Below are 25,163 nucleotides of genomic sequence, written 5' to 3'. Positions count from 1 at the left end.
CCCTCCTACGGTGACCGTGACCGTGGTGGCGACCGTGGCCCGCGTCGGGATGACCGCCCGTCCTACGGTGACCGTGGCCCGCGTCGCGATGACCGTCCTTCCTACGGCGACCGTGGCCCCCGTCGTGACGACCGTCCGTCCTTCGGCGACCGTGGCCCGCGTCGCGATGACCGTCCGTCCTTCGGCGACCGTGACCGCGGCCCGCGCCGTGACGACCGTCCGTCGTTCGGTGACCGTGGCCCCCGTCGTGACGACCGCCCCTCCTACGGCGACCGCCCCTCCCACGGCGACCGTGACCGTGGCCCGCGTCGTGACGACCGTCCGTCGTTCGGTGACCGTGGCCCGCGTCGCGATGACCGTCCCTCGTACGGTGACCGTGGCCCGCGCCGGGATGACCGTCCCTCGTACGGTGACCGTGGCCCGCGTCGCGATGACCGTCCGTCCTACGGTGACCGTGGCCCGCGTCGGGATGACCGTCCCTCCTACGGTGACCGTGGCCCCCGACGTGACGACCGCCCGTCCTACGGCGACCGCCCCTCCCACGGCGACCGTCCGTCTTACGGCGACCGTGACCGTGGCCCGCGTCGGGAGGACCGTCCGTCGTTCGGTGACCGTGGCCCGCGCCGTGATGACCGTCCCTCCTACGGCGACCGTGGCCCCCGTCGTGACGACCGCCCCTCCTACGGTGACCGTGACCGCGGTGGCGACCGTGGCGGCTTCCGCCGCGATGACCGTCCGTCCTACGGTGACCGTGGCCCGCGTCGTGACGATCGCCCCTCCTACGGTGACCGTGACCGCGGTGGCGACCGTGGCGGCTTCCGCCGCGATGACCGTCCGTCCTACGGTGACCGTGGCCCGCGTCGTGACGACCGTCCCTCGTACGGCGACCGTGGCCCGCGTCGGGACGATCGCCCCTCCTACGGTGACCGTGGCCCGCGCCGTGACGACCGGCCGTCCTACGGCGACCGTGACCGAGGCCCCCGTCGTGACGACCGTGGTGGGTCGTTCGAGCGGCGTGGCGGGTACGGCGACCGTGACCGCGGTGAGCGGAGCGAGCCCACGCGTCGTCTGCCGATCGACGAGGACGTCACCGGCCAGGAGATCGACGCCGATGTGCGTCAGGAGCTGCTGACGCTCCCGAAGACGCTCGCCGACGATGTGGCCAAGCACCTCGTCATGGTGGCGCGTCTGATCGACTCGGACCCGGAGCAGGCTTACGCCTACTCCCGGGTCGCGCTGCGGCTCGCGTCCCGCGTCGCCGCCGTCCGTGAGGCGGCCGGCTTCGCCTCGTACGCGACCGAGCGGTACTCCGAGGCCCTGACCGAGTTCCGTGCCGCGCGGCGGATGACGGGCTCGGCGGACCTGTGGCCGGTCATGGCCGACTGTGAGCGTGGTCTGGGCCGCCCGGAGCGCGCGCTGGAGATGGCGGGCGCGCCGGAGGTCAAGCAGCTCGACAAGGCAGGCCAGGTCGAGATGCGTCTGGTCGCCGCCGGTGCCCGCAAGGACATGGGTCAGCTCGAGGCCGCCGTGGTGACCCTGGAGTCGCCGGAGCTGGCGTCGCACTCGGTGCAGCCGTGGACCGCCCGTCTGCGCTACGCCTACGCGGACGCGCTGCTCGAGGTCGGCCGGGAGACGGAGGCTCGCGAGTGGTTCGCGAAGGCCGTCGAGGTGGACCAGAACGGCACGACCGACGCCGCCGAGCGTCTGGCCAAGCTGGACGGGATCGAGTTCGTCGACGCCCTGGACGACGACGCGGACGAGGACGACATCTCGGGTGACCTCCCCGCGGACGCCGCCGAGGCCGAGCTCGCCGAGGACGAGGCGGAGGCTTCCGCAGCCGCTGAGGACACCGACGAGGACGACGAGGACGACCTCGAGGACGACCTCGAGGACGGCATCGGCAACGCGCTCGACGCCGACGACGTGGCCGCCGAGGGCGAGGGCATGTTCGACGGTGGCGACGGCGAGGACTACTACGAGGACGACGAGGAAGAGGACGAGGAGGAGGGCTACGGCCCGAACTCCCAGCCCGGCGACCGTCGCTGACGTGTAGGCAAGGCAGGACCGGAAAGGGCCCGTTCCGGGTGCGGTGACGCACCCGGAACGGGCCCTTTCGCGTTCGCTGTCTGCTGAGCCGTCAGTCGGCTCAGCCCAGGCGGAGGTTGCGCAGCACCAGGCCCGTGGCCGGCTTCGGGCCGAAGGACGTGGACTTCCGCGGCATCGTCACGCCCTGCTCGGCGAGGCGCCGCACGACGCCCTCCTCGACGGGGTTGAGCAGCACCGCCGTGCCGCCCGAGCGGACCGCCTCACGGACGGCGGCGCCGGTGTCGTGCAGGTAGCCGATGTGCTCGGGGTCGTCCGGGACGTGCCACACGCGTTCCAGAAGCAGGGCGTGCAGCACGGTGGCGTCCAGTCGGCGGTACTCCTCCGGCAGGTCGGTGGGGACGGCCGCGTCGAGCGCCGCCTCGCCGGGGCCGGTCAGCAGGTGGTACCCGCCTTCGCCGGCCAGCAGGAAGGCGTTCTCCCGACCCGTGTCCCGCCCGGTGCCGCGCTCGCGCTTCTCCGCCGCGAGCGCCTTCAGGGCCCGTCCGAAGTCGTCGCCGAGGTCGGTGACGTGCCAGCCGTCGTCGCCGTTGCCGGCGTCGCGCAGCCGCTCCAGCGCCTTGCGCAGCGGCAGCTGGTGCAGTACCCGGTGGATCGCGCGGACCCGCAGCGGGTACTCGGCGGTGTCGACGAGCAGCACCATGCCCCGGTCCCAGGGGCTGTGGGCGAGGTGGCGGTGCTCGCGCTGCAGGCGCAGGTACATCGCCCAGCGGTGGTGGCCGTCGGCGATCAGGGCGCGGCAGGTGGCCAGGTCGGCCGAGACGTCGGCCAGGTCGGCGGGGTCGGTGACGGCCCAGAGGCGGTGCCGGGTGCCGTCGCTGGTGGTGGTCTCCAGCAGTGGGGGGCGCTCGGCGGCGCGGGTGACCACGGCGGCCGCACGGCCGTCGCCCCGGTAGGTCAGGAGCAGCGGTTCGAGGTTGGCCTTGGTGGTGCGCATCAGGCCGACGCGGTCGGCGACGGGGCGCGGCATCACGTCCTCGTGCGGCAGGACCATGCCGGCGCGGGCGTCACTGACCGCGAGGGCACCGATCAGGCCGCGCTGGAGCAGGTTGCCGTCGGCCTGGGAGGTGAGCTGCTCGTAGACGTAGAGGGCGGGGGCGGGGTCCGGGCGCAGCACGCCCAGCCGCTGCCAGTCCTCCAGGAGCGAGGCGGCGTGCCGGTAGCCGGCCTCGGCGGTGGGCTCGGGGCGCGGCAGGATCAGTCGGACGACGTTGTGCGGGTCGCTGTCCTCCAGCCGAGTGCGGCCGTCGGGGTCGACGACGTCGTAGGGAGGGGAGGTGACCGCCCCGAGAGAACTCACCCGTTCGGGGTCGTAGCGCAGGCCACGGAACGGGGCGAGGGAGAGGCCGCAGGCGGCCACCCTCCCGGCGTCGCCGTAGCGGGTTTCACTCACGTCGTCAGCACTGACTCGTCTCACTCTGGGCATGTTAATCCGATGTATGCGGTTGTTGATCGCCAGAGGCTCACTTAGTTGGCATGGTTGGCTCATTCGCGAGCGCACGGTACGGGAGGTCGGAACCGGATGACGGAACAGGGACGGCCGGGCGGCGGGGTCTACGACTGGTTCCGGCGCGGGATCGCGTTGCTCGCGCAGGGCAACGCGGGGGCGGCGGTGCAGTTGCTCAGCCACGCGGTGGAGGAGGAGCCGCACTCGCGGGCGATCCGCGAGGCGTTGGCGCGGGCGCAGTTCGAGACGCGCGCCTACGCCGCGGCGCTGGAGAACTTCCGGGCCGTGGCGCTCGCGGACCCGTCGGACGACTACGCCCAGTTCGGCTGGGGGCTGGCGGCGGCCCGGCTGGGGGACTTCGAGGCCTCGGCGGAGCATCTCGCGCTGGCGGTGGCGATGCGGCCCTCCTCGGAGCCGTACCGGGCGGCGCTGCGGCAGACCCGGGCCACGTTGAAGGCGAGAGCGGGCGGTTTCGGTACGGTCGGGGGTGACCGGCAGCGGCACGACGAGGTGCCCGCCGCATCGCAGCCGACCGGCGCGCAGAGCGTCGACGCACGAGCCGTCGAGGGACAGCGCGTCGACCCGCCGCTCGCCGACCCGCAGGGAGAACCTTCCGATGGCCACTGAGCACGTCCAGCAGTCCGACCAGCAGACGCAGCCGCTCCACCTCGCCTACGACACGGCGCTGCTGGACCTGGACGGCGTCGTCTACGCCGGTCCCGCCGCGATCCCGCACGCCGTGGAGAGCCTGGACGCGGCGCGCGCCGCGGGCATGCACCTCGCCTACGTCACCAACAACGCCTCCCGCACGCCCGCGACCGTCGCCGCGCACCTGACCGAGCTCGGCATCGCGGCCGGTCCCGCGGACGTCATCACCTCCGCGCAGGCGGCGGCACGCATCGTGGCCGAGAAGGTTCCGGCCGGCTCGGCGGTCCTGGTCGTCGGCGGCGAGGGGCTGCGGGAGGCGGTCCGTGAGCGCGGGCTGGTGCCGGTGGCCTCGCTCGACGAGGGGCCGGCGGCCGTGGTCCAGGGCTACGACCCGACGATCGGCTGGGCGCAGCTGGCCGAGGCCTCCTACGCGGTCCAGCGCGGCCTGCCGTGGGTCGCCTCCAACACGGATCTGACGATCCCCACCGCCCGTGGCACCGCGCCCGGCAACGGCACGTTGGTGGCGGCGGTCCGCACCGCCACCGGGGTCGAGCCGGAGGTGGCCGGGAAGCCGCTGCCGCCGATGCACCGCGAGACGGTCCTCCGCACCGGGGCGCAGCGTCCGCTGGTGGTGGGCGACCGCCTCGACACCGACATCGAGGGCGCCTTCAACGGGGGCGTCGACAGCCTGCTGGTCTTCACCGGGGTGACCCGCCCCGAACAGCTGCCGGAGGCGGAGGCGAAGTACCGCCCCACCTACCTCGCCGCCGATCTGCGCGGCCTGCTGGCGGTGCCGTCGGCGCTGGAGGAGCTCGGCGACGCGACGTTCCGCTGCGGCGGCTGGACGGTGGCCCCGCGCGAGGACGGCCGCCTCGGCTTCGGCGACGACCGCGGCACCGACCCCTACGCGGGCCTGCGCGCCCTGTGCGCGGCGACCTGGGCCGCGGCCGATGCGGGCCGCCCGGTGCCGGAGTGGCGCAAGGCCTTGGCCGAGCTGGGGCTCTGAGCCCGTCCCGGCCTGGCCCGCCTGGCCCGCCTGGCCGCGCCCGGACGGGCGGCCGGGCGTCAGAGCAGGCTGCGGAGCTTCAGCAGGTCGAGGATGCTCGCCTCCAGCTTCACCCGACCGGAGCCCCACGCCTTGGCGAAGTTCAGCGAGCCGTCGACGAGCGCGACCAGGTCGTCCCCGGCGAGGGTGAGCCGGATCTGCGCCTTCTCGGCCGGCTTGCCGGGGGCCTGGGTCAGGTCCTGGATGTGTCCGCCGCGCAGCCGCCCGGTGAAGGTCAGGTCCAGGTCCGTGAGCCAGCAGGAGAGCGACCGGTCCAGTTGGGCCGCCGTGCGGGCGTTCCCGGTGGCCTTGCCGAGGTTCTCGCTGAAGGTGGTCAGTGCCTCGCGGCACTCGAGCGCGGTGGCCATACGCGGGCGGGCTCCTCTGGTGGTGCCGGGGCGGCGGACGGGCTGGCTCCGACCGTACCGCAGCGCCAGGGCCTCACGGCGGCGGCGGAGACGGTAGCGTCGGTCCTACGGCGAGCTGTGGAGGGACGTGTGGACGAGGGCGAGGGCGGGATGCGCGAGATGGTCCGTGGGTACGTGAAGGTCGCCACCACGGTCGCCGTGGGCGTGGCCGAGGAGCTGCACAAGCGGCTGCCGCCGCAGGTCCGCGACCTCGCGGACGGCGTGGTCGAGCGTGCGGTCAGCGAGGGCGAGAAGGCCTGGCACCGGCTCGGTGACGGCATCGTCCAGGCGGGCGTGGTCCTGGAGTACCTCGAGCGCCAGCTGCGCCAGGTCCAGGGCAGCGCGCCCGCGTCCCCGGAGCCGCAGTCGGCGCCGTCGCCGACGCCCGGTCGCGCCGAGGACGCGTTCCCCCGCGCGGAGTCCCGGCCCCGCCCGGTCCGCGTCGTGGTCGACGACGAGGACTCGGCCGCCGCGTCCGAGGCCGCGGCCCGCCGCGCCGCGGCGGTCCCCGCGATGCGCGACCGCGCGTCCACGAAGCCGACCCCCTCGCCGTCCGAGCAGGCGGCTTCCGCCGTGGAGTCCGCCACCCGCCCGGCCGAGGCGCCTGCGGCACGGGCGGCGAAGAAGAGCGCTCCGCGCAAGGCGATGAAGCCGCGGCAGGAGGCAGCGGCCGACGCACCCGCACCTGCCGCACGAGCGGCGAAGAAGGCCCCGGTGGCGAAGGCGGCCGAGGCGCCGGCAGCCAAGAAGCAGCCTGCGGCGAAGCCTGAGCCGGAGGCTGCGGCCGACGCGTCCGCGCCTGCCGCGCGAGCGGCGAAGAAGGCCCCTGCCGCCAAGAAGCAGCCTGCCGTGAAGCCTGAGCCTGAGGCAGCGGCCGACGCGTCCGCGCCTGCCGCGCGAGCGGCGAAGAAGGCCCCTGCCGCCAAGAAGCAGCCTGCCGTGAAGCAGAGCACGCCGCGCAAGGCGACGAAGGACGCCGAGGCGTCCGTGCCCACCGCCAGGGCGGCGAAGAAGACCCCCGCCAAGACCCCCGCCAAGGCCGTCGCCAAGAAGGCGTCCGCCAAGAAGGCTCCGGGCGCGAAGAGGACCGCCCCCGGCGCGGCGGGTCCGGCTGGAGCCGGTGATGAGTGACGCGGCCTGGCCGGCGCCCCGCCGACCGCTCGGCTCGCCGGTGCCGCAGGCGCCGTCTCCGGCGCACGCGCCCGCCGCGCCGCACGGTCCGCACGTCCCCGCCGCGCCGCCGCCCACCGACCACGTGAACGCCCCCGCCGTTCCCGCAGTCGCCGATACCCCGGCCGTGCCGCTCGCGCCGCTCCCGCCCGTCGTCGAGACCGGGCATGCCGCGGTCGACACCGCGCTCGCGCGGCTCGCAGTCGCCGGGGAGGTGCCGGCCGAGGCGCGGGCGGCCGTCTACGGGGAGGTGCACGAGCTGCTCCGGGATACCCTCGCGGGGTTGGACGAGCGGCCCGCAGGCCCGCCGTCGCCCGCCCACCGAACCGCATCTGAACCATCGAGCAGGAGCTGAACCGTACGTGGCAGTCGCACGACGCCGTCTGGACGCCGAACTGGTCCGCCGGAACCTTGCCCGTTCGCGTGAGCACGCGAGCGAGCTGATCGCCGCAGGGCGGGTGACGGTCGGCGGGACGGTGGCGACCAAGCCCGCGACGCAGGTGGAGACCGCCGCGGCCGTCGTCGTGGCGAAGGACGAGAACGACCCTGACTACGTCTCCCGGGGCGGGCACAAGCTCGCGGGCGCGCTGGCCGCGTTCGTGCCGCAGGGGCTGGCCGTGGAGGGTCGGCGCTGCCTGGACGCGGGCGCGTCCACCGGCGGGTTCACCGACGTGCTGCTGCGGGCCGGGGTGACCGGCGTCCTCGCCGTGGACGTGGGTTACGGCCAGCTGGCCTGGTCGCTGCAGAGCGACGACCGGGTCGTGGTGATGGACCGCACCAATGTGCGCGAGCTGACCCTCGAGCAGGTCGGCGGCGAGCCGGTGGACCTCGTCGTCTCCGACCTGTCGTTCATCCCGCTGGGGCTGGTCCTGCCCGCGCTGGCCGCGGTGACCGCGCCCGAGGGCGACCTGGTCCTGATGGTGAAGCCGCAGTTCGAGGTCGGCAAGGAGCGGCTCGGCAGCGGGGGCGTCGTGCGCAGCCCGCAGATCCGCCAGGAGATGATCGAGAAGGTCGCGGGGCAGGGCGCGGAGCTCGGGCTCGGGGTGCGGGCGGTGACGGCGAGTCCACTGCCGGGGCCGTCCGGGAACGTGGAGTACTTCCTGTGGTTCCGCCGGGACGCGCCGCCGCTGGACCCGGCGGACGCGGCCCGCGCGGTCGCGGAGGGGCCGAAGTAGCGGACGCGGTGGTCGGCGGCTGAAACAGCGCGGAGGGACGCCCGGAAATCCACCCCGGTGGCGGGTCGCGCAGCGGGTAGGGTCGAAGGCACAGCGGTGAAGGAGGCCCATGCCAGACCAGCCTGTCGACCGGCCCGTCGACCAGTTCGACCGCACGGTGTTGCTGCTCGCGCACACGGGGCGCGAGGCGGCCCTGAAGAGTGTCGAGTGCCTCGTCGAGGGTCTGCTCAAGGCCTCGATCAGGATCCGCGTGCTCGCCTCCGAGGCACCCGACATGGGCTTTCCCGAGGGCGTGGACGTGGTCCAGCCGGGGCCGGCCGCGGGTGAGGGCTGCGAACTGATCCTGGTGCTGGGCGGCGACGGGACGTTGCTGCGCGGCGCGGAGCTGGCGCGCGAGTTCGGGGTGCCGATGCTCGGGGTGAACCTGGGCCGGGTCGGCTTCCTGGCCGAGGCCGAGCGCGACGACCTGCAGAAGGTCGTGGAGCGCGTGGTGGCCCGGGACTACGAGGTCGAGCAGCGGATGACGATCGACGTGGTGGTCCGCGAGGACGGCCGGGTCGTGCACACGGACTGGGCGCTGAACGAGGCCAGCGTCGAGAAGGCGTCCCGGGAGCGGATGCTCGAACTGATCATGGGTGTGGACGGCCGTCCGGTGTCGTCCTTCGGCTGTGACGGCGTGGTCTGCGCGACGCCGACGGGCTCCACGGCGTACGCGTTCTCGGCCGGCGGCCCGGTGGTGTGGCCGGAGGTGGAGGCGCTGCTGATGGTGCCGATCTCCGCGCACGCGCTCTTCGCCCGCCCGCTGGTCACCTCGCCCGACAGCGTGCTGGAGGTGCAGGTGCAGCCGGGCACCTCGCACGGGGTGCTGTGGTGCGACGGTCGGCGGACGTACGAGCTGCCGCCGGGGGCGCGGATCGAGGTGCGGCGCGGGCACAACCCGGTGCTGCTGGCGCGGCTGCACCGGGCGCCGTTCTCCAAGCGACTGGTGACCAAGTTCCAGCTGCCGGTCACCGGCTGGCGCGGAAACGCCGAGTAGGGCCGAGTACGGCCGAGTGGATCCGTAGAGAGCCGTATGGAGCCGAGTGGAGCGGGGCAGCGCAGAGCAGCCCCGTCCGGCACCGCCCGTGCGTGCTCGTACTGACGCTCGATCCGCGCGCGTACGGGTGGCTCGTCGCGAGAAGGGCCCGCACCCCCGTATCGTCAGGGGCGTGCTGGAGGAGATGCGGATACGAGCCCTTGGCGTGATCGACGACGCGGTTGTCGAACTCGCGCCGGGGTTCAACGTCGTCACCGGTGAGACCGGGGCGGGCAAGACCATGGTGGTGACCAGCCTCGGCCTGCTGCTCGGCGGGCGGGCGGACGCGGGTCTGGTGCGCAACGGCGCCGACCGGGCGGTCGTCGAGGGGCGGGTCGACGTGCCCACGGGGTCGTCGGTCGCGGAGCGTGCACTGGAGGCCGGGGCCGAGCTGGACGAGGGTGCCCTGCTGCTCTCCCGCACGGTCTCGGCGGAGGGGCGCTCGCGCGCCCATGTGGGCGGCCGGTCGGTGCCGGTGAGCCTGCTGCAGACCCTCGGCGAGGACCTGATCGCCGTGCACGGGCAGAGCGACCAGCAGCGCCTGCTGCAGCCCGCCCGGCAGCGCGGCGCACTGGACCGCTACGCGGGCGAGACCGTCTCGGGGCCGCTGGTGGAGTACCAGGCGGCCTACCGGCGGCTGCGCGAGGTCGCCACGACGCTGGACGAGCTGACCACCCGGGCGCGCGAGCGCGCCCAGGAGGCGGACCTGCTGCGGTTCGGCCTGGACGAGGTGGCCGCCGCCGAGCCGCTGCCGGGCGAGGACGAGGAGCTGGCGAGCGAGTCGGAGCGGCTCGGCCACGCCGACGCGCTCTCCTCGGCCGCGACGCTCGCGCACGGCGCCCTGGCGGGTGACCCGACCGACCCGGACGTGGTCGACGCGGGGCTGCTGGTGGCGCAGGCCAAGCGGGCGCTGGAGGCGGTCCGTTCGCACGACGAGCGGCTCGGCGCGCTGGCGGACCGGGTGAGCGAGGTGTCCTACCTGCTCGCCGACATCGCCCAGGAGCTGGCCGGCTACGCGGAGGACCTGGATGCGGACCCGGTGCGCCTGGCCGCCGTCGAGGAGCGTCGTGCGGTGCTGGCGCACCTGGTGCGCAAGTACGGCGTGCCCGCGGCGGAACTGGAGGGGCTGGCGGCGGTCCTGGCCTGGAACGAGCAGGCGGGGGAGCGGCTGGCGGAGCTGGACGGCGACGACGACCGGATCGGTGCTCTCGAAGAGGAGCAGCAGACGCTGACGGAAGCGGTGTCCGCGCTCGCCGAGCAGTTGAGCGCCGCCCGGCACACCGCGGCCGAGACCTTCGCCGAGGCGGTCACCCGCGAGCTCACCGAGCTGGCCATGCCCCACGCACGGGTGAGTTTCGGGATCACCCGATCGGCGGATTTCGGCCCTTACGGCGTGGACGAGGTCGAGGTGCTGCTCGCGCCGCACCCGGGCGCCTCGCCGCGCCCGATCGCCAAGGGTGCCTCCGGTGGTGAGCTCTCCCGCGTCATGCTGGCCGTGGAGGTGGTCTTCGCCGGTGCCGATCCGGTCCCGACCTACCTCTTCGACGAGGTCGACGCGGGCGTCGGCGGCAAGGCCGCCGTCGAGATCGGCCGCCGCCTGGCCCGGCTCGCCCGGACCGCGCAGGTCGTCGTGGTCACCCACCTGCCCCAGGTGGCGGCCTTCGCCGACCGCCACCTGGTGGTGGAGAAGACCGTCGACGGCACCGTCACCCGTTCGGGCGTGAAGACCCTGACCGACGAGGAGCGGGTGCGCGAGCTGTCGCGGATGCTGGCCGGACTGGAGGACTCCGAGCTGGGCCGCGCGCACGCCGAGGAGCTGCTGGCCGCCGCCCGCCAGGGCGCCGGCCGACCCTGACCGGACGAAGACGAAGACTGCGACGACCGAAAGAAGCGACGCCGACCGTGACGCCCAACGCCGCGCAGACCACCCCCGCCGGGCCCAGCGAGGAGCTCCGCGCCGTGCTCGTGCTGGCGGGCACGACCGGCGGCATCGGCGCGCACGTGCGCTCCCTCGCGGCGGGCCTGTCCGCGCACGGCGTCGACGTCACCGTGTGCGGGCCGGCGGAGACCGACAAGCTGTTCGGCTTCTCCGGCGCCGGGGCGAGGTTCCACGCCGTGGAGATCACCCCGACGCCCGGTCCGCGCACCGACGCGGCGGCCGTCGGCGAGCTGCGGCGCGCCTTCGCGCGCGCCTCGCTCGTCCACGCCCACGGGTTGCGCGCCGCGCTGCTCTCGGACCTGGCGCTGCGCACCGCCCGCGCCCAGGAGGCGCCGCCGCTGGTGGTCACCTCCCACACGGCCAACCTGGCCACCGGGATGGAGCGGCGCCTGCTGCGGATGATGGAGCGCCGCGTCGCCCGAGCGGCGGACCTCGTCCTCGGCGCCTCCTCGGACCTGGTCACCCGGGCCCGGGACCTCGGTGCCACCGACGCCCGCCTCGGCCCCGTCGTCGCCCCGCCGCTGCCCCCGGCCCTCGCGGAACGGGAGCAGACGCGACGTCAGTTGCTGGCGGAGAAGGGCCGCCGGGGCGCGGCCAAGGACGCCCCGGACCGGCCGATCGTCCTCGCGATCGGTCGGCTGACCCCGCAGAAGAACTTCCAGCTCCTGCTGGACGCCGCGTCGGGCTGGCGCGCCGCGGAGGACCACCCGCTGCTCGTCGTCGCGGGCGTCGGCGCGGAGGAGGCGGCGCTGCGCGCCCGGATCAAGGCGGAACGGCTCCCGGCCAAACTGCTCGGCTACCGCGAGGACGTCGCGGAGCTGCTCGCCGCCGCCGACGTGGTGGTCATCTCCTCCCGCTGGGAGGCCCGCCCGCTGGTCGCCCAGGAGGCGCTGCGCGCCGGCGTCCCGGTCGTCGCCACGGCGGTGGGCGGTCTGCCCGAGCTGCTCGGCGACGCGGCGGTGCTGGTCCCTCCGGGTGACGCGACGGCCTTGGCGGCCGCGGTCTCCTCCCTGCTCGCCGACCCCGCCCGCCGCGCGGAACTGGCGGCGGCCGGCCCACTGCAGGCGGAGACCTGGCCGACGGAGGCCGACACGGTCGCCCAGGTGCTGAGCGTCTACGACGAACTCATCTCGGAGCGCTGAAGCGCTTACCGTGGGTCGTATGGACTGGACTCTCGAAGTCGTCGTGCTGCCCGTCTCCGATGTGGACCGGGCCAAGGCCTTCTACAGCGAGCAGCTCGGCTGGAACGTCGACGTTGACCGGCGGATGAGCGAGCACATGCGCGTCGTCCAACTGACCCCGCCGGGCTCCGGCTGCTCCGTCACCATCGGCGAGGGCCTCACCCAGGTGGCCCCCGGTACCTACCAGGGCCTCCAGCTCTGCGTCTCCGACATCGAGGCGGCCCGCGCCCAGCTGGTCGCCTCCGGTGTGGAGGTGGACGGTGTGTTCCACTTCGGCCCGAACGGCCGCGAGGAGGGCCACGGCGGCGCGTGGAACTCGTTCCTGGCCTTCGCCGACCCGGACGGCAACGGCTGGGTGGTGCAGGAGCGTCCGTAGGGCGCCTTCAGGGGTGCGGGGAACTGCGCGAGCACCCCCCCGGAGGCGGATGCCCTGTTCGCTCGGGATCCGAAGGCCCAGGGTGGCTTGTCGCGCAGTTCCTCGCGCTCCCAGGGGGTTGGCTAGCTGTTGATCAGCAGCGTGATCGTTCCGTTGAGGCCTCGCCGGACCGCGACCTGCTCCAGCGTGTCCACGCTGACCGTCGCGCCGTAGGCGGCCGTCGCCGCGCCCACGCCGACGACCCGCATGCCCGCGGCCAGGCCCGCCGCGACGCCCGCGGGGGAGTCCTCGAAGACCACGCAGTCCTGCGGGGCGAAGCCCAGCTCGGCCGCGCCCTTGAGGAACCCCTCCGGGTCCGGCTTGCTCGCGCTGACGTCCTCCGCCGTGACCCGCACGTCGGGCATGCGCAGGCCCGCCGCGCCCATGCGGGCGGTGGCGAGGGCGACGTCCGCCGAGGTGACGAGCGCGTGCGGGGCGTCCGCGATCGCCGCGAGGAAGGCGGGTGCACCGGGGATCGGGACGACGCCCTCGACGTCGGCCGTCTCGTCGGCGAGCATCTGCGCGTTGTCGGCGAGGTTCTGCGCCTTCGGGCGGTCCGGCAGCAGGATCGCCATGGACTCGTGTCCCTGGCGGCCGTGGACGACCTCCTCGACGCGCTCCATCGACAGTCCGTGGCGCGCGGCCCACCGGCCCCAGACCCGCAGGACGACGGCGCCGGAGTCGACCAGCGTCCCGTCCATGTCCAGCAGCAGGGCGCGGGCGTCGAGCGGTATCGGCTGGACCACGGCGGTCTCCCAGGGGGTGGCGAAGATTATGTCCCGCCAGTCTACAAAATGCCGGGCGTCCGGCGCCGGGACCCCCAGGTCCTTCCCCTGCGGGTGGGCCGAGAACGAGGCCGAAGCCGCCACCGCGGCGCCCCGCGGCCGTAGCAGCGGTCAGGGACTCACAGTCCCGGCAGGCCACCGACCGCCGTCAGCCGCAGCGCGGTGTCGATCAGCGGGACGTGGCTGAACGCCTGCGGGAAGTTGCCCACCTGCCGCTGCAGCCGCGGGTCCCACTCCTCCGCCAGCAGCCCCAGGTCGTTGCGGATCGCCAGCAGCCGGTCGAACAGCTCGCGGGCCTCGCCGACCCGGCCGATCATCGCCAGGTCGTCGGCCAGCCAGAACGAGCAGGCCAGGAAGGCGCCCTCGTCGCCGGGGAGGCCGTCGCCGCCCTCCTCCTCGCCGTTGGTGCGGTAGCGCAGCACGAAGCCGTCGGGGGTCAGCAGCTCGCGCTGGACCGCCTCGATCGTGCCGATGACGCGCTTGTCGTCCGGCGGCAGGAAGCCGACCTGCGGGATCACCAGCAGTGAGGCGTCCAGCTCCTTCGAGCCGTAGGACTGGGTGAAGGTGTTCCGCTCCGCGTCGTAGCCGTACTCGCACACGTCCGCGTGGATGGTGTCGCGCAGCTCGCGCCAGCGCTCCAGCGGGCCCTCGTGGGGGGTCTGCTCGATCATCCGGATGGTGCGGTCGACCGCGACCCAGGCCATCACCTTCGAGTGCACGAAGTGCCGACGCGGGCCGCGGACCTCCCAGATGCCCTCGTCCGGCTTGTTCCAGTGCTGCTCCAGCCAGGAGATCAGGCGCAGCTGCAGCATGTGGGCGTGGTCGTTGCGGGCCAGGCCCGTCATGTGGGCCAGGTGCAGCGCCTCGACGACCTCGCCGTAGACGTCCAGCTGGAGCTGGTCGGCGGCGCCGTTGCCGATCCGGACCGGGACGGAGCCCTCGTAGCCGGGCAGCCAGTCCAGGGTGGTCTCGGACAGCTCCCGTTCGCCTGCGATCCCGTACATGATCTGCAGGTTCTCCGGGTCGCCCGCCACCGCGCGCAGCAGCCACTCGCGCCAGGCGCGGGCCTCGTCGCGGTAGCCGGTGCGCAGCAGCGACGACAGGGTGATGGTGGCGTCGCGCAGCCAGGTGAAGCGGTAGTCCCAGTTGCGCACGCCGCCGATGTCCTCGGGCAGCGAGGTGGTGGGCGCGGCGACGATGCCGCCGGTCGGGGCGTAGGTGAGCGCCTTCAGCGTGATCAGTGAGCGGACCACGGCCTCGCGGTAGGGGCCCTGGTAGGTGCACTGGGCCACCCAGTCGTGCCAGAACTCCTCGGTGAAGGCCAGCGCCTCCTCGGCGTCCGGCTGGTCCGGGGCGCCCAGGTGCGAGGGCTGCCAGGTGAGCGCGAAGGAGATCCGCTCCCCGGCCGTGACGGTGAAGTCCGCGTACGTGGTCAGGTTGCGGCCGTAGGTCTCCGCCGCGCCGTCCAGCCACACCGAGTCCGGACCGGCCACGGCCACCGTCCGGGTCTGCCCGCCGTCCACGTCGACGCGGTGCACCCACGGCACCACGCGCCCGTAGGAGAAGCGCATGCGGACCGCCGAGCGCATCCGCACGGTGCCGCTGACGCCCTCGACGATGCGGATCATCTGCGGTACCGCGCCGCGCTCGGGAAGACCACGCGGCGGCATGAAGTCGATCACCCGCACGGTCCCGCCGGGGGTGTCCCACTCCTGCTCCAGGATCAGCGAGTCGCCCCGGTACCGGCGTCGGGTGGACGGCGGCGCGGGTGCGGCGGCCGTCGGCGGCAGGACCTTGAAAGATCCGCTGTCGTCGAAGGAGACGGCCTGGAAGATCGACGCGTCGAACGCGCCGGCGTCGAAGGCCTGCGGGTCTTCGGCGGCTTCCGGCTCGGCCACCGGCATCGGCTCGGCCGGGCCGATCCGCCAGAAGCCGTGCTCGTCCGTGCCGAGCAGGCCCGCGAAGACGGCGGGGGAGTCGAAGCGGGGCAGGCACAGCCAGTCGACAGCGCCGTCCCTGCTCACCAGGGCGGCGGTCTGCATGTCGCCGACGAGCGCGTAGTCCTCGATACGGGCGGCCACGTGGTTCTCCCGAGGCAGACGGTGTCCGTGCAGAATACTTCGGATCATGCGCCGCCCGGGAACACGTTCCGGAATGCGGCGTGCCGATTCCTTTCCCGGGGCGCTGCCGGAAGGCACGTCACCCGCGCGCCGCGGGACCGCTCCGAGCGCAGCTGGGCGAGGGCACTGATACCCTGGTATTCCGTGGATTGGTACTGAGTCCGCCCGCAAGGGCTCGGCTCAGGGACCCCTTCGATCCACCACCCATGCACCCCAGCGAGGTTGAACTCGCGGATGGTGCGGGTGTTGTTGACGCGACCACGGGAGCCCCCTCTTGGCACAGCCCCATTCCGGTAAGGCCGGCACGACGACCAAGCACCTCTTCGTCACCGGGGGCGTCGCCTCCTCGCTCGGCAAGGGGCTGACGGCCTCCAGCCTCGGGGCTCTGCTCAAGGCCCGGGGTCTTCGGGTCACCATGCAGAAGCTCGACCCGTACCTGAACGTCGACCCCGGCACGATGAACCCGTTCCAGCACGGCGAGGTCTTCGTCACCGACGACGGCGCCGAGACGGACCTCGACATCGGCCACTACGAGCGCTTCCTCGACACCAACCTGCACGGCAGCGCGAACGTCACCACCGGCCAGATCTACTCGACCGTCATCGCCAAGGAGCGGCGCGGCGAGTACCTGGGCGACACCGTCCAGGTCATCCCGCACATCACCAACGAGATCAAGTCCCGGATCCGCCGCATGGCGACCGACGACGTCGACGTGGTGATCACCGAGGTCGGCGGCACCGTCGGCGACATCGAGTCGCTGCCGTTCCTGGAGGCCGTCCGCCAGGTCCGCCACGAGGTCGGCCGCGACAACGTCTTCTTCGTCCACGTCTCGCTGCTGCCCTACATCGGCCCCTCCGGCGAGCTGAAGACCAAGCCGACCCAGCACTCCGTCGCCGCCCTGCGCAACATCGGCATCCAGCCCGACGCGATCGTGCTGCGCGCCGACCGCGAGGTCCCGGCCGCGATCAAGCGCAAGATCTCGCTGATGTGCGACGTCGACGAGGAGGCCGTGGTCGCCGCGATCGACGCCCCCTCCATCTACGACATCCCCAAGGTGCTGCACACCGAGGGCCTGGACGCCTACGTGGTGCGCCGGCTCAACCTGCCCTGGCGCGACGTGGACTGGACCCAGTGGGACGACCTGCTGCGCCGCGTCCACGAGCCCAAGCGCAACGTGAGGATCGCGCTGGTCGGCAAGTACATCGACCTGCCCGACGCCTACCTGTCGGTCACCGAGGCGCTGCGCCACGGCGGTTTCGCCAACCACGCCAAGGTCGAGATCAAGTGGGTCACCTCGGTCGACTGCGAGACCCCCGAGGGCGCCCGCCAGCAGCTCGGCGACGTCGACGCGATCTGCATCCCCGGCGGCTTCGGCGAGCGCGGCGTGGACGGCAAGGTCGGCGCGATCACCTACGCCCGCGAGAGCGGCACCCCGCTGCTGGGCCTGTGCCTGGGCCTGCAGTGCGTCGTCATCGAAGCCGCGCGCAACCTGGCCGGGCTCACCGAGGCCAACTCCACCGAGTTCGACCCGGCCGCCAAGCACCCGGTCATCTCGACCATGGCCGAGCAGCTGGAGATCGTCGACGGCAAGGGCGACCTGGGCGGCACGATGCGCCTGGGCCTGTACCCGGCCAAGCTCGCCGAGGGCTCCATCGTGCGCGAGGTCTACGACGGCGAGCAGTACGTCGAGGAGCGCCACCGCCACCGCTACGAGGTCAACAACTCCTACCGTGCGGAGCTGGAGAAGACCGGCCTGCAGTTCTCGGGCCTGTCCCCGAAGGGCGACCTCGTCGAGTACGTCGAGTACCCGCGCGAGACGCACCCCTACCTGGTGGCCACCCAGGCCCACCCGGAGCTGAAGTCCCGTCCGACCCGCCCGCACCCGCTCTTCGCGGGCCTGGTCGCCGCGGCGATCAAGGTCCAGGACGGCGCCGGCGCGTGAGCGAGCCCACGGTGCAGGGGGAACTGAGGGACACGCCGGACTCGTGGGAGGTCCGCGGTGAGCGGACCTCCTTCGAGGGCAAGGTCTGGGACGTCGTCTCCGACGACGTCGTCATGCCGGACGGCCGCGCGGCCACGCGCGACTACGTGAAGCACACCGGCGCCGTCGGCGTGCTCGCCCTGGACGAGCAGGGCCGGGTCCTGCTCGTGCGGCAGTACCGCCACCCGGTCCGCCACCGCCTGTGGGAGCTCCCCGCCGGCCTGCTGGACATCCCCGGCGAGAACCCGCTGCGCGCGGCCCAGCGCGAGCTGTGGGAGGAGGCCCACCACAAGGCGGGCGACTGGCGCGTCCTTATCGACGTCTACCCCACCTCCGGCGGCTCCGACGAGTCCATCCGCGTCTTCCTGGCCCGCGACCTCTCCGAGGCCGAGGGCGAGAAGTTCGCCGCGGACGGCGAGGAGCTGGACATGCAGGTGCGGTGGTTCCCGCTCGACGAGGTCGTCAGCCAGGCGCTGGCGGGCGAGCTGCACAACGGCGCGCTCGTCGCGGCGGCGATGGCGCTCAAGGCCGCGCAGGCCGCGGGCGCCCTGGACACCCTGCGTCCCGCCGACGCGCCCTGGCCCGCACGACCCTTCTGAGGGACGCTGCAGCACGCTTGGGGGCGCGGGGAACTGCGCGAGCAACCACCCTGTGCGGATGGTCCTGTTCGTTGAGGACCATGCGCATGTCGGTGGCTTGTCGCGCAGTTCCCCGCGCCCCTGGATAGTGCAACTGCCTCGCGCCCCTGGCCTGTCTCGCGTGCCGAGTGGATTACTCTGCGTCAGAAGATCGGTCCTGACGACGGGAGCGGCGCTCGTGGTATCGGCACAGACGGACTCTGCGGCGGGAGCCGCGACGTTCGTGGGGCGACGGAACGAGCTCGCGCAGTTGCGCGAGGAGGCCGGGCGGGCCCGGGTCCTCGCCGTCGCCGGGAGGCCGGGATCCGGTCGGACCGCGCTCGCCCTGCAGGTGGCCGGCGATCCCGCCGTCGCCGCGGAGCGGCCCGTCCACTACCTGTCCCTCGCCGCGCCCGACCCCGTGCGGCGGCTCCTGGACCAGCTGGGACTGCCCCGGCCGGCCGCGCTCGCCGCCGGCGACGCGGAGGCCGCCGCCAAGGACGCGCTCGGCGCGCACCTCGCGAGGACGCCCGTCGTCCTCGTCCTGGACGACGTCCCGGCCGAGAACGCGAGCGCCAGCGTCGAGGCACTGCTGCCCGCCCATCCCGACGCTCTCACCGTCGCCGTCACCCACGGGCCGCTGTCCGGGGTGCCGGACGTGCGGCCGTGCGTGCTGGGCGGGCTGGACTACACCGCCGCGCGGGAGCTGCTCGCGGCGCTCGCGGGGGACACCCGCGTCGTCGTGGACCCGGTGGCGGCGCAGGCGCTCGCCGAGGCGGTGGCCTGCCACGTGGGCGCGCTGCGACTGCTGGGCGGGTGGCTGGCGAGCCGCCCGCGCGCGTCCGTCAGCGACGCGCTGAACGCGCTGCGGACCGTGCCCGTGGTGCCGCACCCGGCGACTGCGCCCGTGCCGCCGCTCCCCGAGCACCCGCCTGTCCCGCGCACCGTCGACGGCAAGCCCGTCCCGCCGATGCCCGCCTACCCGCCGGCCGGCACGCCCCCGACTCCTCCGCCGCCCCCGCGCGGCGCCCAGCGCACGGAGGATCCGCTGCGCCGGGCCTTCACGCTCGTTCACCAGGAGCTCGGCGCGAACGCGCGCCGGCTGCTGCGGTTCGCGACGCTCGTGCCGGGCGGGGTGCTGGACGAGCGCGGCGCCGCCGCGCTGGTGGGCTTTCCGACGGACACCGCCCGGACACTGCTCGGGGTGCTGGCCGCGCAGCAGCTGCTGCGCGAGGAGCCGGGCGGGTGGTACCGGCTGCCGCTCAGCCTGGCGCCGATGCTGGTGGCGCTGCGGGAGGGGACCGACAAGCCCGCCGCGGTCGAGCTGGCGCGGGCGCGCTGGCTGGAGCGACAGGTGCGGTTGCTCACTGCCTGCCTGGTGCGACTGGCGCCCCCGGACCCGGAGGTGCCGCCCGCCGCGCTGCGCTTCCGCACTCCCACCGAGGCCTTCGCGTGGCTGGACGCGGCGCTGCCGGAGCTGCTGCTCGCGGTCCCGCAGGCGGAGGCCGCCGGGGGGCTGGACGGGCTGGTGACCCGGCTCGCGACCGCGCTCGTGCGGGTGCTGCCGGTGTGGGGCGAGGCGACGGGCCGTGCCGTCACCACCGAGCTGTACACGCTGCACAACACCGTGCAGCAGGTGGCCCGCCGCTCGGGGCAGCCGCGCCGGGAGGCCGCGGCGCTGGTCAACCTGGGCGACCTGCACGCGGCGGCGGGGGAGCACACCCGGGCGATGGAGCGCTACCGGGGTGCGCTCGCGCCCGCCCGCGCCGCCGAGGACCACGTGGCGGTGGGACGGATCCTGGAGGCCACCGCGGGCGCCTACCGGGCCTCGGGCGACCTGGTGCGGGCCGTGGACTTCTACGGCCGGGCGCTCACGCTGCGCCGCAACCGGGGCGAGCGCGTCGACGAGGCGCGGCTGCTGGCCCGGCTGGCGGCCGTGCACAGCGCGCAGGGGCGGCACGCCGACGCGCTGCGGGAGTACCGGGCGGCGGTGGCGCTGCACCGCAAGCTGGACGACGAGGCCGGTGCGGTCGGGGCGATCCTCGGCGCGGCCCGGGTGCAGGAGCTCGGCGGCAACACGGAGGCGGCGCTGCGCACCCAGCGCGAGGCGCTGGAGGCCGCCCGGCGTCTCGGTCCGCGGCTCGAGTCGCTGGTGCTGCTGAGGCTGGCGGACACCCTGGAGCGGGCCGGGGACCCGGCCGGCGCACGGGTCCAGCGGGAGCAGGCGGCCGCGCTCGGCATGGGAGAACGCCCCGGTTTCGAATGAATGTCGAGATTGTCTCTTTTCTAGGGATCTGTGGGCCTGTAGTGCGCGCAAGCCTACGAAACTGCCAACCGATCCAGATCTTTTGAACACTTTGGAAGGCTTCCGGATCGCCTGGGCTTCATTACACTCGTAGATGCCGCGCTTAGCAGTGTCGCTGCGCGTGGCTTCCGCCTGCCATCCCGCCGGCGGGAGGAAACCCCATGTGCAAGGGACGTGTTCGTCGTGAAGGTCGGCATCCCCCGCGAGGTCAAGAACCACGAGTACCGCGTGGCCATCACGCCTTCTGGCGTGCATGAGCTGGTCCGTAACGGGCACGAGGTGTTCATCGAGAACAACGCCGGTGTCGGCTCCTCGATCCCGAACGAGGAGTACGTCGCCGCCGGCGCGACGATCCTCGAGACCGCTGACGAGGTCTGGGCCACGGCCGACCTCCTGCTGAAGGTCAAGGAGCCCATCGCCGAGGAGTACCACCGCCTCCGCAAGGGCCAGCTGCTCTTCACCTACCTCCACCTCGCCGCGGACCGCGCGGGCACCGACGCCCTGCTGGCCTCCGGCACCACCGCGATCGCCTACGAGACGGTCCAGCTGGCCAACGGCGCGCTGCCGCTGCTCGCCCCGATGTCCGAGGTGGCCGGTCGCCTGGCCCCGCAGGTCGGCTCCTACCACCTGATGCGCCCGACCGGTGGCCGCGGCGTCCTCCCCGGTGGCGTGCCCGGCACCCACCCGGCCAAGGCCGTCGTCATCGGCGGTGGCGTCTCCGGTTGGCACGCCGCCACCATCGCCATCGGCATGGGCTACGACGTGACCCTGCTCGACCGCGACATCAACAAGCTGCGCGAGGCCGACAAGATCTTCGGCAACAAGATCAAGGCCATCGCCTCCAACTCCTTCGAGCTGGAGAAGGCCGTCCTCGAGGCCGACCTGGTCATCGGCGCCGTCCTCATCCCGGGCGCCAAGGCCCCGAAGCTGGTCACCAACGAGCTGGTCTCCCGCATGAAGCCGGGCTCCGTGCTCGTCGACATCGCCATCGACCAGGGCGGCTGCTTCGAGGACTCGCACCCGACCACCCACGCCGAGCCGACCTTCCAGGTCCACAACTCGGTCTTCTACTGCGTGGCCAACATGCCGGGTGCGGTGCCGAACACCTCCACCTACGCGCTGACCAACGCGACCCTGCCCTACATCCTCGAGCTGGCCAACCGCGGCTGGCAGGAGGCCTGCCGCCGCGACGCCGCGCTGGCCAAGGGTCTGAACGTGCACGAGGGCCAGATCACCTACGCCGCCGTCGCCGACGCCTTCGGCCTGCCGAGCGTCGAGCTGGCCGACGTCCTCGCCTGACGTACGACTGCCTGAAGCCCACAGGGGCGCCGCACAGCTGTGCGGCGCCCCTGTGGCGTTCTGGCGTTCTGTCAACACGACAGCGTGTCGATTCACCCTCGGCAGAGGAGTGAACGGGGGTCATCGACGGTGTCCCCGCAGGCCGAACGGTGGTTTCGCACAGTGCCACGCGGCAATGATCGACAATTGTCATATCGACATGTTGGTTAGTGCATCACCGGTGTGCTGGTTGACGCTACTGTGTCGTTGCTAGGCTGCGGTGCGGTGAATGCCGCCCAGTGGAGGGGGCAGAGCCCCGAAGCCCGGTCACTACGGCGGTCGCCAAGGAGGTTAGACGACTTGTGAATGAGTCGACAATTGCTCCCGGGAGTGGCGGCCCGCGCACTTTTGACGCACGTCAGCAGCAGCCCGGCTACCCGAGCCTGGAGTACCCGATTTCCGATCACGAGGCGCTCCGCTACGCGAGCGCGCTGGACGCCCCCGTCGAGCCTGGCCTGGTCCAGACCGAGATGGCGGGTGGTCAGTTCTACGACCCTGATGCCGAATACGAGCCGGACCCGGAGTACGCCGCCACGCTTGCTCCCGACGCCGCGCGCCAGCGCCGTGAGCGCGTCGGCCCCACGGGGCGTCCGCTGCCGTACTTCCCGATCCCCTCGCCGCTCGGCGAGCACGGGCCGGCGCGCATCATCGCGATGTGCAACCAGAAGGGCGGGGTCGGCAAGACCACCTCGACCATCAACCTGGGTGCCGCGCTCGCGGAGTACGGTCGCCGCGTGCTGCTGGTCGACTTCGACCCGCAGGGCGCCCTCTCGGTCGGTCTCGGCGTCAACCCGATGGAGCTCGACCTCACCGTCTACAACCTGCTCATGGAGCGGGGCCTGACGGCCGATGAGGTGCTGCTGAAGACGGCTGTGCCGGGCATGGACCTGCTCCCCAGCAACATCGACCTGTCGGCCGCCGAGGTGCAGCTGGTCAGCGAGGTGGCCCGGGAGTCGGCGCTGGCCCGTGCGCTGAAGCCGCTGATGAACGACTACGACTACGTCATCATCGACTGCCAGCCCTCCCTCGGCCTGCTGACGGTCAATGCGCTGACGGCCGCTCACAGCGTCATCGTGCCGCTGGAGTGCGAGTTCTTCGCGCTGCGCGGTGTCGCGCTGCTGACGGAGACCATCGAGAAGGTCTGCGAGCGGCTCAACCCCGACCTGCGCCTGGACGGCATCCTCGCCACCATGTACGACTCGCGCACGGTCCACAGCCGCGAGGTGCTGGCCCGCGTCGTCGAGGCGTTCGGCGAGCACGTCTTCCACACCGTCATCGGCCGTACGGTGCGCTTCCCGGAGACCACGGTCGCCGGTGAGCCGATCACCACCTACGCGTCCAACTCGGTCGGCGCCGCCGCCTACCGCCAGCTCGCCAGGGAGGTGCTCGCCCGGTGCCACGTCGAGTGAGTCTCCCGGGGGCGGACGAACTGTTCCGGACCACCGGGGGGACCACACTCACGCCCGTGCCGCGCGCGCCGGACCAGGCCCCGCCCGCGGCCGCGGAGGAGCCGTCGCCGGCGACCCAGCTGCCCGGCGCGTCCGAGGAGGGCCGTCCGGCCGACCCGGCCGGCGAGCACGGCGCGGCCGCCGCACCGTTCGCCACCCCCCAGGTGCCCCCGGCCCGCGGCGACGCGCAGCGCGGCGCCGAAGCCCCCGCCCGGCCCGTCTCCGCGGCCACCAGGGCCGCCCAGGCGGCCTCCGAGGCGGTCTCCCAGCCGGCCGCGGCCCGCCGCAAGGCGCGCGCCCCCCGCTCCCGCCCCACCGGCCGTGAGCGGCACGAGGAGAAGATCACCGTCTACGTCTCAGCCGAGGAGCTCTTCGACCTCGAACACGCCCGCCTGCTGCTGCGCGGCGAGTACGGCCTGGCGGTCGACCGCGGCCGGATCGTGCGCGAGGCGGTGGCCGTGGTCCTGGCCGACCTGGAGCAGCGCGGCGAGGCGAGCATCCTGGTCCGGCGGCTGCGCGGCCGCTGAGCGGCTGACGCGCCGCACGGTGGGGCGCTCGCCCGCCGGGCGGGGGACAGGGCACGATAGGGCGCGATGACGACCCTGCCCGACCCCTCGCCCGCGGCCGAGGCTCCCCCCGAGGAGCCGTCCGGCGGCTTCCTGGTGCGCCTGGACAACTTCGAGGGCCCCTTCGACCTGCTGCTGAGCCTCATCGCCAAGCACAAGCTCGACGTGACCGAGGTCTCGCTGTCGAAGGTGACCGACGAGTTCATCGCCCACATCCGGGCCATGGGCCCGGACTGGGACCTCGACCAGGCCAGCGAGTTCCTCGTGGTCGCGGCCACGCTCCTCGACCTCAAGGCGGCCCGGCTGCTGCCCGTCGCCGAGATCGAGGACGAGGAGGACCTGGCCCTCCTGGAGGCCCGCGACCTGCTCTTCGCCCGCCTCCTGCAGTACCGCGCCTACAAGCGCGTCGCCGAGATCTTCGCCCAGCGCTGGGAGGCCGAGCAGCTGCGCCGTCCGCGCACGGTCGGCCTGGAGCCGCAGCACGCGGAGCTGCTGCCGGAGGTGGTCATCTCCATCGGCCTGGAGGCCTTCGCAAAGCTCGCCGCCAAGGCGATGGAGCCGAAGCCCAAGCCGGTCGTCTACGTCGACCACATCCACACCCCGCGGGTGTCGGTGCGCGAGCAGGCCGAGCTCGTCGTCGCGCTGCTGCGCGAACGCGGCGAGGCCCGCTTCGCCGAGCTGGCGGCGGACGCGCCGGACGTCCTCACGGTCGTGGCCCGCTTCCTCGCGCTGCTGGAGCTGTACCGGGAGAAGTGCCTCGCCTTCGACCAGCCGGAGGCCCTGGGCGACCTGCTGGTCCGCTGGGTCGCCGACGGCGAGGTCGAGGTCGCGGCGGACCTCGGCGACGAGTTCGACGCGCCGCCGGCCGAGCCGGAAGAGAGCAAGGGCACGGCAGGCAGCAAGGGCACCAAGGGCAAGGAGCAGGACGCATGACGGACGACCTCACCCCGCGCCGCCGCCTGGGCCTTCCCGGCCAACCCCGCCCGGGCGAGCACCTGGAGACGGTCTTCCGCGACGAACTCCCGCCCACCGACACCCCCGACCCCACCCTCCCGGGCTACCCACTCTCGCGCGACCAGGCCGCGGCGACGGGGGAGTGGGCGCCTGCGGCACACGCCGACGCCTCCGCCGAACCGAGCGTGCGGGCGGAGCCCGCCGCCCGGGGGGCGCTCCCGGCCCCGGCGGAGCCGGTGGCCGAGCCGGCGCCTTCGGCGCGCCCGGCTGCGGCCGAGCCGAGCGTGGTGGAAGCACCCGCCACGCCGGACGGCCTCCCCGCCCCGGCGGCGCGCCCGGCAGACCCGGCCGAGGCGAACGTGTGGGTGGAGCCCGTTGCCCGGGGGGCGCTCCCCGCGCCGGCGGAGCCGGTGGCCGAGTCGTCGCCTGCGCCGCGCCCGGCAG

The 25,163-nt window shown here is 73.6% G+C and carries 20 protein-coding genes and 4 pseudogenes; 19 read left to right on the top strand and 5 right to left on the bottom strand.

What is annotated here, in order from left to right:
• Both BMY61_RS48955 and BMY61_RS41750 read left to right on the top strand, forming a co-directional pair.
• Window positions 1-1,038 (top strand): annotated as a pseudogene (locus tag BMY61_RS48955) (hypothetical protein); the annotation flags it as partial.
• 30 nt (window positions 1,039-1,068) lie between these two features.
• Entirely contained in the window at window positions 1,069-2,046 is a 978-nt protein-coding gene (locus BMY61_RS41750) for a tetratricopeptide repeat protein (RefSeq protein WP_236656674.1), read from the top strand.
• A gap of 100 nt (window positions 2,047-2,146) precedes the next feature.
• Here BMY61_RS41750 and BMY61_RS41745 read toward each other — a convergent pair whose 3' ends face one another.
• A complete protein-coding gene (locus BMY61_RS41745) occupies window positions 2,147-3,496 on the bottom strand; it encodes a DUF1015 family protein (RefSeq protein ID WP_236656672.1) in 1,350 nt (449 codons plus the stop codon).
• A gap of 129 nt (window positions 3,497-3,625) precedes the next feature.
• Between BMY61_RS41745 and BMY61_RS41740 the strand changes: the two genes are divergently transcribed.
• Together BMY61_RS41740 and BMY61_RS41735 are read left to right on the top strand one after the other, a co-directional pair.
• Window positions 3,626-4,177: a tetratricopeptide repeat protein gene (locus tag BMY61_RS41740; protein WP_082015686.1), complete on the top strand. Its 552-nt coding sequence runs from the start codon at window positions 3,626-3,628 to the stop codon at window positions 4,175-4,177.
• The gene (locus BMY61_RS41735) at window positions 4,167-5,204 is read left to right on the top strand and encodes an HAD-IIA family hydrolase (protein ID WP_042460600.1); all 1,038 of its coding nucleotides are present in this window, start codon (window positions 4,167-4,169) and stop codon (window positions 5,202-5,204) included. Before BMY61_RS41740 ends, BMY61_RS41735 begins: the two co-directional genes overlap by 11 nt.
• A 59-nt stretch (window positions 5,205-5,263) precedes the next feature.
• Here BMY61_RS41735 and BMY61_RS41730 read toward each other — a convergent pair whose 3' ends face one another.
• A complete protein-coding gene (locus tag BMY61_RS41730; protein ID WP_042460604.1) occupies window positions 5,264-5,611 on the bottom strand; it encodes an SCP2 sterol-binding domain-containing protein in 348 nt (115 codons plus the stop codon).
• A gap of 129 nt (window positions 5,612-5,740) precedes the next feature.
• Here BMY61_RS41730 and BMY61_RS41725 point away from each other — a divergent pair, with 129 nt between their 5' ends.
• From BMY61_RS41725 to BMY61_RS41695, 7 genes are all read left to right on the top strand, one after another.
• On the top strand, window positions 5,741-6,781 hold the full coding sequence (locus BMY61_RS41725; RefSeq protein WP_052439549.1) for a hypothetical protein: 1,041 nt from the start codon (window positions 5,741-5,743) through the stop codon (window positions 6,779-6,781).
• Window positions 6,774-7,175 (top strand): hypothetical protein, encoded by a 402-nt coding sequence (locus tag BMY61_RS41720; protein ID WP_075004276.1) that lies wholly within the window; start codon window positions 6,774-6,776, stop codon window positions 7,173-7,175. The genes BMY61_RS41725 and BMY61_RS41720 overlap by 8 nt, the downstream gene beginning before the upstream one ends.
• Window positions 7,176-7,182: 7 nt before the next feature.
• Entirely contained in the window at window positions 7,183-7,995 is an 813-nt protein-coding gene (locus BMY61_RS41715) for a TlyA family RNA methyltransferase (RefSeq protein ID WP_042460607.1), read from the top strand.
• A gap of 109 nt (window positions 7,996-8,104) precedes the next feature.
• Window positions 8,105-9,031: an NAD kinase gene (locus BMY61_RS41710; protein WP_042460610.1), complete on the top strand. Its 927-nt coding sequence runs from the start codon at window positions 8,105-8,107 to the stop codon at window positions 9,029-9,031.
• Window positions 9,032-9,191: 160 nt separating this feature from the next.
• Entirely contained in the window at window positions 9,192-10,925 is a 1,734-nt protein-coding gene (gene recN / locus BMY61_RS41705) for a DNA repair protein RecN (RefSeq protein WP_042460646.1), read from the top strand.
• A gap of 47 nt (window positions 10,926-10,972) precedes the next feature.
• Entirely contained in the window at window positions 10,973-12,151 is a 1,179-nt protein-coding gene (locus tag BMY61_RS41700; RefSeq protein WP_082015688.1) for a glycosyltransferase family 4 protein, read from the top strand.
• Between the two features lie 19 nt (window positions 12,152-12,170).
• Window positions 12,171-12,566, top strand: coding sequence for a VOC family protein (locus BMY61_RS41695; RefSeq protein WP_042460613.1), 396 nt, complete (start codon window positions 12,171-12,173; stop codon window positions 12,564-12,566).
• A gap of 122 nt (window positions 12,567-12,688) precedes the next feature.
• Here BMY61_RS41695 and BMY61_RS41690 read toward each other — a convergent pair whose 3' ends face one another.
• The 3 genes and pseudogenes from BMY61_RS41690 to BMY61_RS48690 all read right to left on the bottom strand — a co-directional run.
• Window positions 12,689-13,306: an HAD-IA family hydrolase gene (locus BMY61_RS41690; RefSeq protein WP_042460653.1), complete on the bottom strand. Its 618-nt coding sequence runs from the start codon at window positions 13,304-13,306 to the stop codon at window positions 12,689-12,691.
• Between the two features lie 203 nt (window positions 13,307-13,509).
• Window positions 13,510-15,141, bottom strand: a pseudogene (locus BMY61_RS47265) (glycoside hydrolase family 15 protein); the annotation flags it as partial.
• A gap of 123 nt (window positions 15,142-15,264) precedes the next feature.
• Window positions 15,265-15,471: pseudogene (locus BMY61_RS48690) on the bottom strand (trehalase-like domain-containing protein); the annotation flags it as partial.
• A gap of 313 nt (window positions 15,472-15,784) precedes the next feature.
• Here BMY61_RS48690 and BMY61_RS41680 point away from each other — a divergent pair.
• The 8 genes and pseudogenes from BMY61_RS41680 to BMY61_RS41645 form a co-directional block, all read left to right on the top strand.
• Window positions 15,785-17,452, top strand: a complete 1,668-nt coding sequence (locus tag BMY61_RS41680; protein ID WP_075004275.1) for a CTP synthase — start codon at window positions 15,785-15,787, stop codon at window positions 17,450-17,452.
• Window positions 17,449-18,090: an NUDIX domain-containing protein gene (locus BMY61_RS41675; RefSeq protein WP_236656673.1), complete on the top strand. Its 642-nt coding sequence runs from the start codon at window positions 17,449-17,451 to the stop codon at window positions 18,088-18,090. Before BMY61_RS41680 ends, BMY61_RS41675 begins: the two co-directional genes overlap by 4 nt.
• A 262-nt stretch (window positions 18,091-18,352) precedes the next feature.
• The gene (locus tag BMY61_RS41670; RefSeq protein ID WP_052439550.1) at window positions 18,353-20,374 is read left to right on the top strand and encodes a tetratricopeptide repeat protein; all 2,022 of its coding nucleotides are present in this window, start codon (window positions 18,353-18,355) and stop codon (window positions 20,372-20,374) included.
• A gap of 222 nt (window positions 20,375-20,596) precedes the next feature.
• On the top strand, window positions 20,597-21,712 hold the full coding sequence (ald, locus tag BMY61_RS41665) for an alanine dehydrogenase (RefSeq protein WP_042460660.1): 1,116 nt from the start codon (window positions 20,597-20,599) through the stop codon (window positions 21,710-21,712).
• A 509-nt stretch (window positions 21,713-22,221) separates the two neighbouring features.
• Entirely contained in the window at window positions 22,222-23,160 is a 939-nt protein-coding gene (locus tag BMY61_RS41660; protein WP_143094799.1) for a ParA family protein, read from the top strand.
• Window positions 23,157-23,726, top strand: coding sequence for a hypothetical protein (locus BMY61_RS41655; protein WP_042460622.1), 570 nt, complete (start codon window positions 23,157-23,159; stop codon window positions 23,724-23,726). The genes BMY61_RS41660 and BMY61_RS41655 overlap by 4 nt, the downstream gene beginning before the upstream one ends.
• Before the next feature lie 66 nt (window positions 23,727-23,792).
• Window positions 23,793-24,698 (top strand): segregation and condensation protein A, encoded by a 906-nt coding sequence (locus BMY61_RS41650; protein WP_042460625.1) that lies wholly within the window; start codon window positions 23,793-23,795, stop codon window positions 24,696-24,698.
• A pseudogene (locus BMY61_RS41645) lies at window positions 24,695-25,163 on the top strand (hypothetical protein); the annotation flags it as partial. The gene BMY61_RS41650 and the pseudogene BMY61_RS41645, both read left to right, overlap by 4 nt.

Origin of the sequence: Streptacidiphilus jiangxiensis (assembly GCF_900109465.1) — a bacterium.
Classification (GTDB): Bacteria; Actinomycetota; Actinomycetes; order Streptomycetales; family Streptomycetaceae; genus Streptacidiphilus; species Streptacidiphilus jiangxiensis.
Note: the sequence above shows the minus strand (reverse complement) of the source record. Positions and strands in the feature narration are given on the sequence as shown.